General features: G+C 35.5%; 14 protein-coding genes. 7 read left to right on the top strand and 7 right to left on the bottom strand.

Annotated elements, in window-relative coordinates; translation table 11 throughout:
* The first annotated feature begins 254 nt into the window (after positions 1-254).
* Entirely contained in the window at positions 255-1,178 is a 924-nt protein-coding gene (locus ACT5E3_RS13420; protein WP_444994051.1) for a CPBP family intramembrane glutamic endopeptidase, read from the top strand.
* A gap of 179 nt (positions 1,179-1,357) precedes the next feature.
* Positions 1,358-1,987, top strand: a complete 630-nt coding sequence (locus ACT5E3_RS13415; RefSeq protein WP_444994050.1) for a LysE family translocator — start codon at positions 1,358-1,360, stop codon at positions 1,985-1,987.
* Between the two features lie 39 nt (positions 1,988-2,026).
* On the opposite strand, the gene ACT5E3_RS13410 is transcribed toward ACT5E3_RS13415, so the two are convergent.
* The 5 genes from ACT5E3_RS13410 to ACT5E3_RS13390 all read right to left on the bottom strand — a co-directional run bounded on the left by ACT5E3_RS13410 (position 2,027) and on the right by ACT5E3_RS13390 (position 5,043).
* Positions 2,027-2,704: a sulfite exporter TauE/SafE family protein gene (locus ACT5E3_RS13410; protein ID WP_444994049.1), complete on the bottom strand. Its 678-nt coding sequence runs from the start codon at positions 2,702-2,704 to the stop codon at positions 2,027-2,029.
* 15 nt (positions 2,705-2,719) lie between these two features.
* Positions 2,720-3,370, bottom strand: a complete 651-nt coding sequence (locus tag ACT5E3_RS13405) for a DUF2057 family protein (RefSeq protein WP_444994048.1) — start codon at positions 3,368-3,370, stop codon at positions 2,720-2,722.
* 28 nt (positions 3,371-3,398) lie between these two features.
* Entirely contained in the window at positions 3,399-3,617 is a 219-nt protein-coding gene (ccoS, locus tag ACT5E3_RS13400; protein WP_444994047.1) for a cbb3-type cytochrome oxidase assembly protein CcoS, read from the bottom strand.
* Between the two features lie 47 nt (positions 3,618-3,664).
* Positions 3,665-4,267 carry a Yip1 family protein gene (locus ACT5E3_RS13395; RefSeq protein WP_444994046.1) on the bottom strand — a complete coding sequence of 201 codons (603 nt, stop codon included), beginning with the start codon at positions 4,265-4,267 and terminating at the stop codon, positions 3,665-3,667.
* A gap of 68 nt (positions 4,268-4,335) precedes the next feature.
* The gene (locus tag ACT5E3_RS13390; protein ID WP_444994045.1) at positions 4,336-5,043 is read right to left on the bottom strand and encodes a DUF445 domain-containing protein; all 708 of its coding nucleotides are present in this window, start codon (positions 5,041-5,043) and stop codon (positions 4,336-4,338) included.
* Between the two features lie 883 nt (positions 5,044-5,926).
* Here ACT5E3_RS13390 and ACT5E3_RS13385 point away from each other — a divergent pair.
* The 4 genes from ACT5E3_RS13385 (at position 5,927) to ACT5E3_RS13370 (ending at position 8,357) form a co-directional block, all read left to right on the top strand.
* A complete protein-coding gene (locus ACT5E3_RS13385; protein ID WP_444994044.1) occupies positions 5,927-6,304 on the top strand; it encodes a hypothetical protein in 378 nt (125 codons plus the stop codon).
* A 90-nt stretch (positions 6,305-6,394) separates the two neighbouring features.
* On the top strand, positions 6,395-6,868 hold the full coding sequence (locus ACT5E3_RS13380) for a hypothetical protein (RefSeq protein WP_444994043.1): 474 nt from the start codon (positions 6,395-6,397) through the stop codon (positions 6,866-6,868).
* An 18-nt stretch (positions 6,869-6,886) separates the two neighbouring features.
* Positions 6,887-7,144, top strand: a complete 258-nt coding sequence (locus tag ACT5E3_RS13375) for a hypothetical protein (protein WP_444994042.1) — start codon at positions 6,887-6,889, stop codon at positions 7,142-7,144.
* A 52-nt stretch (positions 7,145-7,196) separates the two neighbouring features.
* Complete coding sequence (locus tag ACT5E3_RS13370; RefSeq protein ID WP_444994041.1) at positions 7,197-8,357, top strand: GNAT family N-acetyltransferase; 1,161 nt, start codon at positions 7,197-7,199, stop codon at positions 8,355-8,357.
* A 31-nt stretch (positions 8,358-8,388) separates the two neighbouring features.
* On the opposite strand, the gene ACT5E3_RS13365 is transcribed toward ACT5E3_RS13370, so the two are convergent.
* Both ACT5E3_RS13365 and ACT5E3_RS13360 read right to left on the bottom strand, forming a co-directional pair.
* Entirely contained in the window at positions 8,389-11,328 is a 2,940-nt protein-coding gene (locus ACT5E3_RS13365) for a M14 family metallopeptidase (RefSeq protein ID WP_444994040.1), read from the bottom strand.
* 138 nt (positions 11,329-11,466) lie between these two features.
* Positions 11,467-12,105: a pseudouridine synthase gene (locus ACT5E3_RS13360; RefSeq protein ID WP_444994039.1), complete on the bottom strand. Its 639-nt coding sequence runs from the start codon at positions 12,103-12,105 to the stop codon at positions 11,467-11,469.
* A gap of 382 nt (positions 12,106-12,487) precedes the next feature.
* Between ACT5E3_RS13360 and ACT5E3_RS13355 the strand changes: the two genes are divergently transcribed.
* The gene (locus ACT5E3_RS13355) at positions 12,488-14,710 is read left to right on the top strand and encodes an NADP-dependent isocitrate dehydrogenase (protein WP_444994038.1); all 2,223 of its coding nucleotides are present in this window, start codon (positions 12,488-12,490) and stop codon (positions 14,708-14,710) included.
* The last annotated feature ends 101 nt before the right edge of the window (positions 14,711-14,811 follow it).

Here is a 14,811-nt window from a genome sequence, read left to right as displayed (position 1 = left end):
CCGATCTGTTTAGTGAATCTCATTTTTCAGGTAAATGCTATCAATGAAGCCGTTTGAAGAGAGCTAGCTGAAATTTACTTCCACAAGTAATCGAACCAGCAACTTGCGTATTAGGCGTAGGTGAAACTTGTATTATTCTTGAGTTAACCGTTAAAAATAGCTGGTTTAGGTTGGTGAGAAATGAGACTGGTTTTCAATGGGCACAGATAGTAACCTTCGCTCACTAAAAAATTAATATCTTATTAGGAATCTCTGTGACAGATAACCTTGTTAATCAAGTTACGTTAGTTAATTTGCCTGATAACCGCTTAATATTTGCTGGTGTACTTTTATTAATCGCTGTTTTATCAAAGTACTTCCATAGAGAGCTAGCCGTCAAGGGAATTAAAATTCCATTATGGGGACTATCTTTGACAGCTTTGGTTATCTATTGCTTTGCTGTCGGTTTTCTAAAGATTATTGCTGTAATATCACTAATCGTTTTGTTTGCTTCTATTATGTTAGCAAACTCAGCTCAAAGTAAGATTTTGCGTTCCTTTGCTTATGTGGCAGCCGTTTTGATTTTTTTATCACTTGGTTTACATGTGATTCCTGATTTTCAAAATCAATTGATTGTAAAGCAGGTAGCTATAAAGAGCTTATCACAACCTTTTTCAATGTATATTAATTTTGATAAAAGCCTGGCCGGGGTCATTGTTTTTTTAGTGTTAATAAAGAAGAGTCCTATACCATTATCAAGCGAGTTATTTATTAAAGCAGTATTAATTAGCTTGGCAATGGTTGGAATAGCGTTAGGTACGGCATTAAGTTTAGATATTGTTGATGTTAATTTAGATTATTTACTTGGTGCACCATTTTTAATTATTTTTATCGTCAATCAAATAATGATCGTTTGCTTGGCTGAAGAAGTATTTTTCAGAGGAATGATCCAGGAAAAATTATATTCTATATTTGATCAAGAGAAGCGATATTACTATATTATTCCTGTCAGTGTAACGGCTATTATTTTTGGTATCGTACATTTGGCCGGTGGAGTTTATTATATGCTAGTTGCGATGATTGCTGGTTTGGGGTATGGACTAGTTTATCAGCTCACTCGAAGAGTTGAGTTTTCTATTGCTTGTCATTTTCTGTTGAATATTATTCATTTAGGATTTTTATCTTACCCTATAAAATAAAGGTTTATCTCATATTAATTGATGATTTTATAAGATACTAAAAAGACTTAGCAGTACAAACTGACTCAAAAACAGTGATGTTCTGTGTATTGCGATAACCTGCTGTACAAGGTTAAAATCGTTGCAAAATAATGGTTAATAAAACATTATGAAAAATAGATAATATTCAGGAGAATAAAGTGGATTTATTTCAAGGTTTACTCATTATTTCTATGGTTCATTTATTAGCTGCAGCTTCACCTGGCCCTGATTTTGTTCTGGTTTCACAGCAGACATTAACCAATGGTCGAAAAGCGGGAATTATGTGCAGCATTGGTATTTCACTAGGGCTGTCAATTCATATTCTTTACTCCGCATTTGGTTTAGCTGCTGTTATCGCGAATTCTTCAACAACCTTGTGGATAATCAAAATATTAGGAGGCGGTTACTTATTTTATTTAGGCGTTTGTGGGTTAAGAGCAAAGCCTATGAGTGACACTCAAACAGCCAGTTTGACAGTAAAAAAATACTCTGCCAAAAAGTCAATAGGCAAAGGAGTTATCTGCAATGTTTTAAATCCTAAAGCGCCTATTTATTTTGTTTCGTTATTTACCATTGTTTTATCCCCAGATATGCCAATTTATCAAATCGCTATTTATGGTATTTGGATTATGTTTATTCAGTTTTTTTGGTTTGCCTCGATCACTTTTTTCTTGTCACAACCGGTTATTAATCAAAAATTTAGAAGTGTAGGACATTGGATTGATCGGGTTTTAGGCGGTGCTATGATTCTTTTGGGAATTAAAGTGATAACAAGTAGTCATCAATAAGTGGAACTGCAATAGAGTCAAAATCAATAATATTAAAGTCTAGTGGTGGTGGTGTGATTCACCTGTTAAGTAAAGTGTGATTAAAATATAACAACCAAAACTAATGAGTATAAATGCACTAGCTAGACGCACAGTGTTTTTATTTAGCCAATTTTTTAGTGAAACACTAGCGGCTCCAGCAAGTAGGGTTGCTGGTAATGTCCCAATACCAAAAACAAGCATAAATAAGCCGCTACTAATAGGATGGGCTGTTGTTAAAGCATAGCTTAAACTGGTGTAAACTAAACCACAGGGTAACCAACCCCACAATGCACCTAGCAACAAAGCTTGCTTTATTGAGGTGACGGGTAAAAGGTATTTACTGAGAGGACTTATCTTATCCCAAATTATTTTACCTGCTTTTTCTAAGTGGCTGATGAACATCCAAATACGGCTAATATAAAGTCCCATTAAAATCAATAATACTCCAGACAATGTTTGAAGTATTGGTAGAGAAGTGAACTTATTCGTTTGGTAGCCAATCCAACCTGCGACTAGTCCAAATAAAAAATAACTTAATATTCGACCAAGTTGGTAGCTAATGATTTTAGTCCATTTGTTGTGTTTATTATCAGTAGCTATGGAAAGACTGCTGATAATACCGCCACACATACTCAGGCAATGACCCGCCCCCATTAATCCAAGAATGAGCGCGCTAATCAATGTTGTTTCAGTCATAAAAATTAATACTTCTTATTTTTTATCAGTACCTTTTATCGCATTAAGAAATTGCTCTTTTTCTTCAGGAGACGCTTGTTGCCACCAGTAGTTAAGCATTTTACTTGGCATTGATTGTTGGTTTGATTTGATTAAATTTTGCTTGTTAATATTACTCGATTTTGGGTTGGGGTGCGATAAATCCAGCGTGTCATTTTGTCGCAGGCGTGTTTGGTAAACTAAATAGCTTTTCTTATCACTGATAAGTGGTACTAGCTTAAAGCTAACTTTTTCTGTTTGTTTTTTATTTGAAGTATTTATAATTTGGAATAAGGGATTATTAATAAACTTTCTCGCAGCGCCTGCATTAGATGGTTTGACTATTTTTTGTTGGTAAACCGTATCCTTGTTTAAGTAAACGGTTAACAGAAAAGGTGAAGATTTTATGACATCAAAGCTATCTCCATTTTCATCATCAAAAACTTCTTCATATTCAATTGCAAGCAAGTTTTTTCCAGGACGCAATTTAATTCGTCTATCTTGGTTTATTATGCCAGAAGAATAGATCGTTCCATTAACTGCTTTAATATTAAAAGAGCTAGCAATAATAAGTTCTGGAGAGGCTAACACAAAAGACGAAATAAATAATAGGGTTAGTGAAAAAGCATAATGAATGGTTAAGCGCATGGTTGACCTCTAGGTTTAAACCAGTAATTTATAATGAATGTTTATGTTTGATAGGGGGGGGCTGTTTATTCGTTTTATTGTCAATATTAGGTGCTTTTGAATGGGGGGTATCATCATCGAATAAAATCTCTATGGCAGCAGAGTCAAGATCTTGAAATTGACCTGACTTAACTGCCCAAAAAAAGATAATTACAGCAACGATTAAAATAACAATAGATAGCGGAATTAACCAGTAAATGACGTCCAAGCGCTTGTCCTAATTGATTGCGTTAATCCGCATCATTGTAAATAAATTTAAGAAGTAAATACAGGTGAAAGACCTGAGCCCCAAAATATAATTGTTATGGCTAACATACCAACTAAACTCACCATGCAAACAGTCAGAATTGAGCTAGCAAATAAAAAACCTTTTTCACGGTTAATCCCCATCACTTCAGGAACGCCTTTATAAAGAAGGTTAACTGCCATTGCTATTGCCACCAAAGTCAGTAGCATATCGAGCCATAAAATAGGGAAACTACCAAGAAAGCCCGCTAAGAATAATGGTGTACAACTATATGCCGTTAAGTTTACGCACTCTGCTAAACTTGGATTGGCGCCATAAGTTTTAGCCATCCACTGAATAAACCAAGCAAGTACCATAACTGCTGACAATATTGCAAAATAAGCAATAACAGATAAGTACATAGCACTTTCTGTTGTTAATTTATGGGTTTCCCCGTCGCCGATGCTCCAGCCAATATATGTACTACCAATAAAGGCCGATGCTGGTGGTATAGCGGCAAAAAATATCAAGAAAGTCAAATAGATATGGCTAATACTCTGTTTTTGTTCTTTTATATTGCGCCATTCTTGTGTTGGTCCATATAGCAATGAAATTGCGTTAGTTAATGACATGCTTACCCCTTGTTATTAGTTTTATATAGTTAACAATTATCTTAGCCCCATTTTATTGGATAATCTGCTTATTTTGCAATAAATGAGGAGAAAAAGCCGATTAATCCGCCAAATACTCCACCCCAGACAACAAGCCAGCCAAGATGCTGCTTTATCATTTCTTGAACGATTTGTTTAACAATTTGTGGGGTCAGTTCTGAAAGTCGTTTGTCAATAATGGTACTCACTTTTTCTTTAATATCTGCTAGTACTTCGGGTTGCTCTATTTCAGATTTAAGTAGGTTTTTAAATTCATCTTGACTGGAAATCTCAATTAAAGACTCTTTCATGTTTGCTATAAAAGGTTCTTTTAAAGGGGTTAAAGCCTCTTCTCCACCAAACATACCTAGCATACTACCAAATGAAGAATTCATAATGACTTGAGTCAAACGATCAAAAGCTGGTGATAAATCAACCTGTTCAATGACTGGTTCAAATTGAAGATCAATATGAGTACCGTTATTACCGCTTAAAAACTTATCAATATTATCATCGGTAAAGAATTGTTCCATAATCATGCTTCTTATCGCGATTTTGAATTCTTCAAAGCGAGCCGGGATGATGCCTGAACCATATAACCCTGGCACTTTCTCAAAAAGCATATGAACGGCTAACCAATTGGTTAAAGCGCCTGAAAATGCGAATAAGCCTACAGTTTGTAACACAGGTTGAGATAATAAATAACCAATGACAATTAAGCAAAATGCAACGAAATTGGTGATAAAGCTTTTGTTCACTTCGAGATCCTTAAGTATTAAGTATTGCTACAAGAGTCTAACAACTTATTGAATTTTTGAACAGATTGCGATTAAGAGAAATATTTACAAGTCGAAGCTTCATGACGATACGAGTGGATGCTAGTAGTATTTTATAACGGTTTTCCTATTAAAAGATGCGGTCATCAAGGGGGGGACTATGCTGCTAATAAGCCGGCGTGAGTTTATTTCTATATAGTTGCTGGTAGTTCATTATTAGTGGCAATACCTCTGGCTGGCGCTTATGAGTAGATAGATACTCCTTCAGATGAAGGTATTGATTGGCATGTGACCAATATTTGTCGGTGCGGTACTTATACCAGAACTCGTCAAGCGATCCATTTATCGGCTAAGTTAACCAAAAACTTTGGTTGATTTTTATCCGAAAGTCATTGACAAAAATAATTTTTAACGTATTATTTTGCGCTGTCGAGAGAGCTACTCATTGGTTAACTAAGAAAATGGTTAAACAATAAACTAGTTAATTTAAACTAGAATAAGTGGTAGCTACTAATTCAATTATTGGGAGCATTTAGGAATGCAAAAAGCAAATAAACTACAAAAAAAACAATTCACATAACTTTCCAATAATTTGATGCTTGGAAGGTTAATGAAAATCTTTCGAGCCAGTATTTATTCTTAATGAAAGCCCTGGCAAATTTGCCGGGGCTTTTTCGTTTGGTTTTCATTTTTAGTTTAAATAATAAAATACTCTGCTATAAAGCTGAGGCGCGTAGTTGTGTCTGTAAAGCTTAGAGCGTGTTTATTAAATAGGAGAAATTGATAATGAAAAGTCAATTGAGAAATAGAAGTGGTTATAAAACTGAGCGAATAATGTTATTTAAAAAAATACGGAAAAAATGTTATGGAGATCAATTTATTAAAAGAAGTAATCGAGTGTCTCGATGATGGGCGTCGATTAGTTCATTACTACAGAGATAAGTACGCAGTATATTTATTAAGAATGTTAGTTCGAACAAAAGGTGGTTTAAGCGTTAATGAAATAAAGTCAGGTGCTTATGCTAAATTACTTAATAAAGATATTATTAAAAAAGTGACAGCTCAATGTGGTAAAGGATTATTAACTGAAGATATTCTGTTACAAGCATTTTCTACTGAGTTTGAAAGCTATGTAGTGACACTTTCTACTTGGGGAAACCAGTCTGATTACTTGTGGAATCAAACTTCCCGGCCTGGCGCGAACTTGGTAATACAGTTAAACTTTTCTAGAGAACAGGAGTAGTTGATTGGGCGTTATAAACTGAAGAGTAGTACTTTTAAATGCTATTCTCACCCAGTACATTCTTTTAAATATTCTCTTGCTTGGGTAAGAGTGGATTTCGATTTTACTTCAGGTGAGGCTCTCATTGAAGAAATCCAAAATGACTGGTTGAGAAAAGCGGAAAGACACTTGCAACTAGCAACTAGTGCAATTCAGTCGGGGCGTTCTGATTATTCTTGTTATGGAGAAAAATATAACGCAGAAGCAATGTTAAGTTATACTCAAAAGGTGTTAAAGCGATATTCAAAGACTTGGAGTGAAGCTGCAATGTTTTCTGCAATTCACTTAATTAAAGAAGAGTTAGGAATTAATAAAATATTTTATCACCAATTTGATACTGGCCGATATATGAAGAATATTACTGGTGCTTGCCCACCAAAAAGTTTATATAGTCGTTTGCCAAAATCTTTTTGTTTTACTCAAACAAGTAAAGGTCCTGATTTTATTTTATCAAATAAAAAAATAAAACGGCGTTTAAACAAATTGAAGAATCCTAATTGGTATTATTTAGAAGTTGGATGTTAACAAAACTTAAGGTGAAATATGACAAAGAGAAAAAAATCGAAGAAGAAGACGTCTACCCAGCATATTCATGATGTGTCTGGCAACGTTCAATTAAGTATTAATCGAGTACCGAGAAATCCTTATGCCAATCATCCTATGATGAGTAAAGGAGGAGTTCATCAAAAATCTAAATCGGCACTCAGATCTTCTGCCCGTCGCGAAACCAGAAAAATGGCTCGCGATTGGGCTTCTTTAATCATCCGAGTCATTGATTGCTTCAAACTATTGTACATCTAAATAGGCTTCAATTAGTGTAAGAGTACTATCGAATTACCTGGTTAGTTAATGAATGTCTAATCAATTGAGCGTTTCTTTTCAGAGTATTTGTCAAATCAAGCGAGATGAATGGACAAATATTATTAATAGCGATTACCCTTTTATTCAATATGAGTTTTTACATGCATTAGAAATTTCTCAATGTGTTTCTGAAGAAAATGGCTGGATCCCCGCTCATCTTACTGTGAAAGATGGCGAAAATATAGTCGCATTAGTTCCGCTTTATATTAAAAAACATAGCTATGGCGAGTATGTTTTCGACTTTCAATGGGCAGACGCTTTTCATCAATCTGGTTTTAACTATTATCCTAAATTAATCACTGCGATCCCTTTTACGCCTGTGACAGGCCAAAGGATTTATTTCGCGAAAGGGTATTGTGATGATCGATTATTTGAATACATTAATCAAACAATTAAAGAATTTTGCAAGGAACGTAATATTTACTCATGGCATATACTATTTAACTTATTATCTGAATCAAGTGCATTTCATCGGCTCGGTGATTTTAAACGTACCGGTATGCAATATCATTGGTTTAACCGTGACTATGCTAGTTTTGACGATTTCCTGTTAAATTGCCGTGCAAAACCACGCAAGAATATTAAGCGTGAAAGAAGGATTATTTCAGAACAAGAAATTGAAACAAAAGTTATTGAAGGTGCTCAGGTTAGTGAGCTAACTTGGAAAAAATTTTATTCTTTTTATAAAATGACTTATTTGAAAAGGAGTGGACATTCAGGCTATTTGACCTATGAGTTTTTCAGTTTGATTGGCCGCTTAATGAAAGAGTATATTGTTCTTATTGCCGCCTATAAAAATAAAGAAATGATAGCTGCCTCTTTGTTTTTTAAAGATCATTCAACGCTTTATGGACGTTATTGGGGATGTAATCAAGAGTTTGAGTTTTTACACTTTGAGCTTTGTTATTATCAAGGTATAGAATATTGCATCCAACATCAACTCAATAAATTTGATGCAGGAGCGCAGGGTGAACATAAAATTCAACGAGGTTTTGAGCCAATAGAGACATACTCAAATCATTGGATTGCTCACCCGCAGTTTTATGCTGCTATTAGTCACTTTGTTGTTGAAGAAGAAAAATATGTAAAGCAAGCGATGCAAGAGTTAACAAAAAAGCTACCATTTAAATCAATACGCCACTTAAAAAATTAAGTGGCGTTATGTTTTTCGGTTATTAGTTTACTTATAAACGTATTGGTGTTCTTGCCCCTAAGCCAGGGCCATAAACTAATGCATTTAATAATAATCTATTTGATGCCATTGTTGAGCCTCTAAAGCTTGGCTGGCTGGCAAATAAAATGATTTGTCCATTTCCTTTTCTTTCACGGGTTAAATAAGCTGAGTTTGCAATTCTTTGGCTTGCTTCGGGCCATAATAAACCACTCATTCTTAATTTTAGTTCGTATTCATCGGGCAAACTAGACCAACCGACTTTTCTTGAAATAGTTCTGTCTTTTATCGAACTGGTCACTTTTTGCCAAACACTTTTATCAAGTTTAGCGTAAACACCTAACCTTATTGCCGCTTCAGAACCTTTGCCTGACATTAATACAGGATTGTTAGAATATAAAATAGGTATGTTGGCTGGAGAACCAAAGGTTAACCAATGCTTTTGATCGCTTCTTGCTGCTAGAATTGCACCTGAAGGCATAAACTGGCTTTGCCAACTATCTTTTTTGAGTAATTCTTTTTCGTTACCTGAAGGTTTACTATTTTGCAGTGGGAAATCAATCTTTTCGGGGACTGTATGTTCCCAGATTTGTTCGATATTATTCAATGTATCTTGTTGTGATAACCATTCTTTTTGTAAAGATAAATCATATTCAGAGATTTTCTTGAACGATTGGTTAATGGCTCTTACGTTACTGAGTTTGGCTTCAGGATCAATTAATTCGTTAATTGAACCATCAATGGCTATGAGTGTGCCACCGTTTTTGACCCAACTTTCTATTGTTGCTAGAGTATTTTTTCCTAGCTTTCCATAATAACGATCCGGTAAAACAAGCGTATTATATCTTCTTAAATCTCGGTAGCTAATGGTGCTAACATCGAGATGTGAGTGACGTATTCCCAGATTGCTATCAATGCTATGCCAGATAGAGCCATAGTCGTAAGTATTAATTCCGTTACCTGTTAAAATTGCAATTTTAGGTTGCTCTAATAATCTAAAATGAGAACCACCAATATCGGGTAAATCACCATTGCCCATACCACTTTTAATTGCAACGGCTGTGACTTGCATATCTTTTGCTGTTGTTTCTACAAGCTCATCAAGATTACTGACATTGTTTTTATTATCGTAGCGGGAAACAATTACTGAGCCTCTTGAAAAGTTAATATCATCTAGTATTGCATCACGATTGATGACTCGAACTTTGACGCCTTGTTCCATTAGTCTTGCTGCATAACCAACAGAAGCATCATTAGTTCCTTCAACAATATAGGCAATTGATTGTTCTTTTTTAAGAATTGGGGATGGTGTTGGTTTTGCTTGGTAAACTTCAATATTAGAGTTAATGTATTCAGGTACTGTGTAAGCTTCTAGTCCATGCATCATGGTTAAATTCCAAGCTGTTGTATCATACATTAAACTTGAACCGTTTCTTAGAATTTTTTGTCTTTCTTCAACTAATACAGAGTCATTTATTTTAGTATCAAACTCAAGTAAAGCTGATAATAACCTGGCTTCTGGTTGGCGGTTACGAATGACTAAGCTTCCTTTAGGCAGAGTGACTTTTATATTTTGACCTAGCTGGTTAGTCGAATTAGAAAAACTTAAATCTGATGTTGTTTGATGGAGTGTAATACCTTGCAGTTCCATTAAGCGAATGAAACCTAACCAACGTTTTGTATTTTTAGTTGGAGGTAATACATAACTGACATTAGCGTAAGGACTATTCGATGAAATTAACAGTTGTTTGTCTTTATAAAAATCTTTATATATCGCCTTTGAGTTTTGGGCGAGTGTTTTTAAATTAGTTATTGTACTAACTAATTGATGGTGGACTGACTCTCGATAAGACAAAATTCTTTCGTTAGATTGTCTCACACCATCTTCAGCCATTCTTGCTTGTTCATAAAGTATATGTATGCTGCCTCGAAATTCTGCGTAGCTGGAATAACCTGGATAAAGGTTTTCAAACCATTCGCCAGTAAAATATGGCCAGTTTTCTTGATCAAAAGATGCGGCTTGATCATTAGCGAATACAAGTCCCCATTTTTTTGCTGATTTTGCTAAATTTTTATTAATTGGCTCACGGGCCGGTGCAAATAAAAAAGTTGATTGTGATCCCATTTCATGAGCATCAATCATTAATTGAGGGTGCCACTGATTAATCGCTTTGACTCTACCGATTGTTTCGGGATGAACCCCAAGAATAAAGTCTCTATTAAGATCAAAGAGGTAATGATTAGTTCTACCTGCTGGCCAAATTCCTGAGTGGAGCAGTGACTGATCATCAACATTAGGTGCAACTCCACGATTTTGTTCCAATGCTTTTGTGAATCTCGCCCTGCCATCTGGATTCATCGCAGGATCAATGAGAATAATACTTTTTTCAAGCAACTCTTTTATGTCGGTATTTTGAGATGCAATTAAATGATAAATTGCGGCTAGTGAGGCGTCTGAACCTGATGATTCATTGCCATGAATAGAATAAGCCATCCATGAAACAGCAGGTAGTTGGTCAATAATTTTATTTGCCTCAGCGGCGCTTAAGTTTTTTGGGTTAGCTATTTGGGCTAAGTTTTGTTTGATTTCGTCAATCCGAGCCAAGTTCTCAGGGGTAGATATAATGGCATAATACAAAGGTCTATTTTCATGGCTGCGGGCATACTCAACAAGCTTCATTTTATTGGTTGCTTTTTCCCAGGTTTTTATGCTGGTAACAATTTGCTCTGGTGTCGCTGTTTTTTCCCCAACAGGAAAACCTAGAATCGATTTTGGCGTTGGAATGTTATTATCGTATTGTCCATTTAATAATTCTTTATCGTAATTTAAGCCTGTTAATGGCGTTGGTTTTAGTTTGATGCCTGCAGAGCTTGAAAATGATAAGAAGAGTAAAAGTATATGAACTGAAATGGTTGCCCACTTAGGTTGTTTGATACTCTGTTTTGTGTACATTAACATGACCTTTGTTGATTTTTTTATAATGGCAAACACTAGCACTACAAAGGTGAATAGGCAACTCGTTGGTTTTAAGAAAATGTTAATACGGCTGTTGGATAGCGTAAAAATATGACTAATTGAGGAGAAACAATATTAATAATGATTTTCAGACGAGCCAAAACCAATATTATTGGCTGGTAGCTGAATATACTCACCAGGTTGTAATTGATTGATTTTCCAGGGGCCAATGCTGATTCTAATAAGCCGTAGTGTTGGAAAGCCAACGGCCGCAGTCATTCTCCTAACTTGTCTATTTTTCCCCTCTTTTATTTTTAATTCTAACCAGCTTGTCGGTATATTTTTACGATATCTTACCGCAGGGGTTCTTTCCCAGAGTTTGAATTCATTTTGTTTTAAATTGAGATGTTTTGCTTTGGCTGGTTTAGTCAAACCGTCTTTTAACATGACTCCGTGGCTCAGTTGTGAGATAGCTTCTGGAGTGACTTCACCTTCAACTTGAACCCAATAGGTTTTTTCTTGCTTAAATTTAGGGTGACTTATTTGGTGTTGTAAGCGACCATCATTGGTCAACAATAACAATCCTTCCGAATCTTTATCGAGCCGACCTGCAGGGTATATGTTTTTGATTTTAATGAAATCAGCTAAAGTGGAGTCATTAGCTTCTCCTGTAAACTGGCAGAGTGTATTAAAAGGTTTATTAAATAAAACTATTTGAGCTTCTTTAGTATTAGTATGATTTTTTTTGAGTAGCTTATGTCGGCGAGGGTGCATTGGCGGTATAACCTAGAGGAATATTAGGTAATTTTATTCTAAAAATTAAACGATGTGTAGTCAGATCAAGAAGCAAACGATCATTTAACAGCTAAACTATGAAAAATGTAGTGTTATAGCGTATAATTCGCGCGCCGTGTTTAAAGGCCATTGTTAAAGTAAATTGATTTGCTTTTGCGAGAGGTGGTTTAAAGTTGTAAATTGCCTGAAGTATTTCACACTTAAAATTGGTGATTTAGTAGACAAAACACACCAAGTTACTTTATTTTGATTAAGTAAGTTTATTTTAACAAAGAAAGAATTAAAAACGCTTTAACAAATAAGCAACAGCAGTTAACAAAGCAAGACTTCGTTCGTTGACTCATTTACGTTAGGAAATCAAATGACATCTTCAAAGATTATTTATACAAAAACAGATGAAGCTCCCGCATTAGCGACATATTCGTTACTACCCATTATCAAAGCCTTTACTGAAGCTGCCGGAGTAGAAGTAGAGACAAGAGATATTTCACTATCAGGTCGAGTTATCGCTAATTTCCCTGATTATTTATCGCAAGAACAGCAAATTTCAGACGCATTGGCTGAATTAGGTGAATTGGCAAAATCTCCAGAAGCTAATATTATTAAACTGCCTAATATCAGCGCGTCAATCCCCCAATTAAAAGAAACCATTAAAGAACTTCAACAAAAAGGCTATGCGTTACCAGATTACCCTGAAGAGCCGCAATCAGAACAAGAAGAAAATATAAAGTCACGTTATGACAAAATTAAAGGTAGTGCTGTAAATCCTGTTTTACGTGAAGGAAATTCAGATAGAAGGGCACCAGGTTCAGTTAAAAATTTCGCTAAGAAAAATCCACACTCTATGGGAATTTGGAGTTCTGACTCAAAATCTCATGTGGCAAGTATGTCTGACAGTGACTTTTTCGGTAGTGAGAAGTCAACCACAGTGACAGAAGCTGGCAGTTTGAAGATTGAATTAACCGATGAGTCAGGCAACACTACGGTATTAAAGCAAAATACCCCTGTTTTAGCAGGTGAAATTATTGATAGTGCGGTACTGAATACTAACCAGTTAAGACTTTTTATTGCTCAAGAAATTGAAAATGCTAAGCAAGAGGGCGTTTTATTTTCGCTGCATTTAAAAGCAACAATGATGAAGGTGTCTGATCCGATAATATTTGGTCATGTTGTGTCTGTCTATTATGAAGATGTATTACAAAAACATGCTGCAACTTTTGAAGAGTTAGGGGTTGATGTCAATAATGGTATTGGCGATGTTTATAGCAAAATCCAAACTTTACCAGCAGATAAAAAAGCAGAAATAGAGGCCGATATTCTGGCTGTATACGATAGCAGACCTGCATTAGCAATGGTTGACTCTGATAAAGGGATCACCAATTTGCATGTGCCTTCAGATGTTATTGTTGATGCTTCAATGCCTGCAATGATTCGAGGCTCTGGTCAAATGTGGAATTCAGAAGGAAAACAACAAGATACCAAAGCGATCATTCCCGATCGTTGTTACGCTGGTGTTTATCAAGAAACGATTGATTTTTGTAAAAAACATGGTGCATTTGATCCAAAAACAATGGGGAGTGTGCCCAATGTTGGTTTAATGGCTCAAAAAGCTGAAGAATATGGTTCTCATGACAAAACTTTTGAAATTCCAGCTAAAGGCACGGTTAGAGTTGTTGATGAAAAAGGAAATACGCTTTTAGAACACACTGTTGAAAAAGGTGATATTTGGCGGATGTGTCAGGTTAAAGATGCGCCAATCCAAGATTGGGTAAAATTAGCTGTAAATAGAGCAAGAGCAACCAACACGCCTGCTGTATTTTGGTTAGATAAAAATCGAGCTCATGATGCACAATTGATCACTAAGGTTGAGAAGTACCTTCCTCAACATGATGTAAATGGTCTTGAGTTGCATATTATGTCACCCGTAGAGGCAACTAAATTTTCATTGGAAAGAATTAAAGATGGTCAAGATACTATCTCGGTAACTGGTAATGTTTTAAGAGACTACTTAACTGATTTATTCCCAATTTTAGAGCTTGGTACAAGTGCTAAAATGCTTTCAATTGTACCGTTGATGAACGGTGGTGGCTTGTTTGAAACTGGTGCGGGTGGTTCAGCTCCAAAGCATGTTCAGCAGTTTGAAAAAGAGAATCATTTACGTTGGGACTCTTTGGGTGAGTTTTTAGCCTTGGCGGCTTCTTTAGAGCATTTAAGTGTGGTTAACCAAAATCCTAAAGCAAAAGTTCTAGCTGATGCACTCGATAAAGCAACGGGTCAATTTTTAGATAATAACCGTTCTCCTTCACGTAAAGTTGGTGAATTAGACAACCGTGGTAGCCATTTTTATTTAGCACTTTATTGGGCACAAGAACTAGCCAATCAAGAACAAGATGCTGAATTAAAAGAACATTTTTCACCTTTGGCGAAAAAACTACAGGAAGAAGAGCTGTCTATCATTAAGGAGTTGAATGATATTCAAGGACAAGCTGTTGATATTGGAGGTTATTACCTACCTGATGAACAACTGGCAAGCCAAGCTATGAGACCCAGTAACAAACTTAATTCTGCGCTTTCAAGTCAGTAAGTCTCGAATAAGTAGATGGTTAAAGCTTTTTAGCCATCTACAACTAGATTTTTAACCATCTAAAAGTTGTAATATTTCTAAGAATCAACCTTAAATCACTA

It is taken from the genome of Aliikangiella litoralis (genome assembly GCF_052495765.1).
This window is presented reverse-complemented; position numbering and strand designations above follow the sequence as displayed.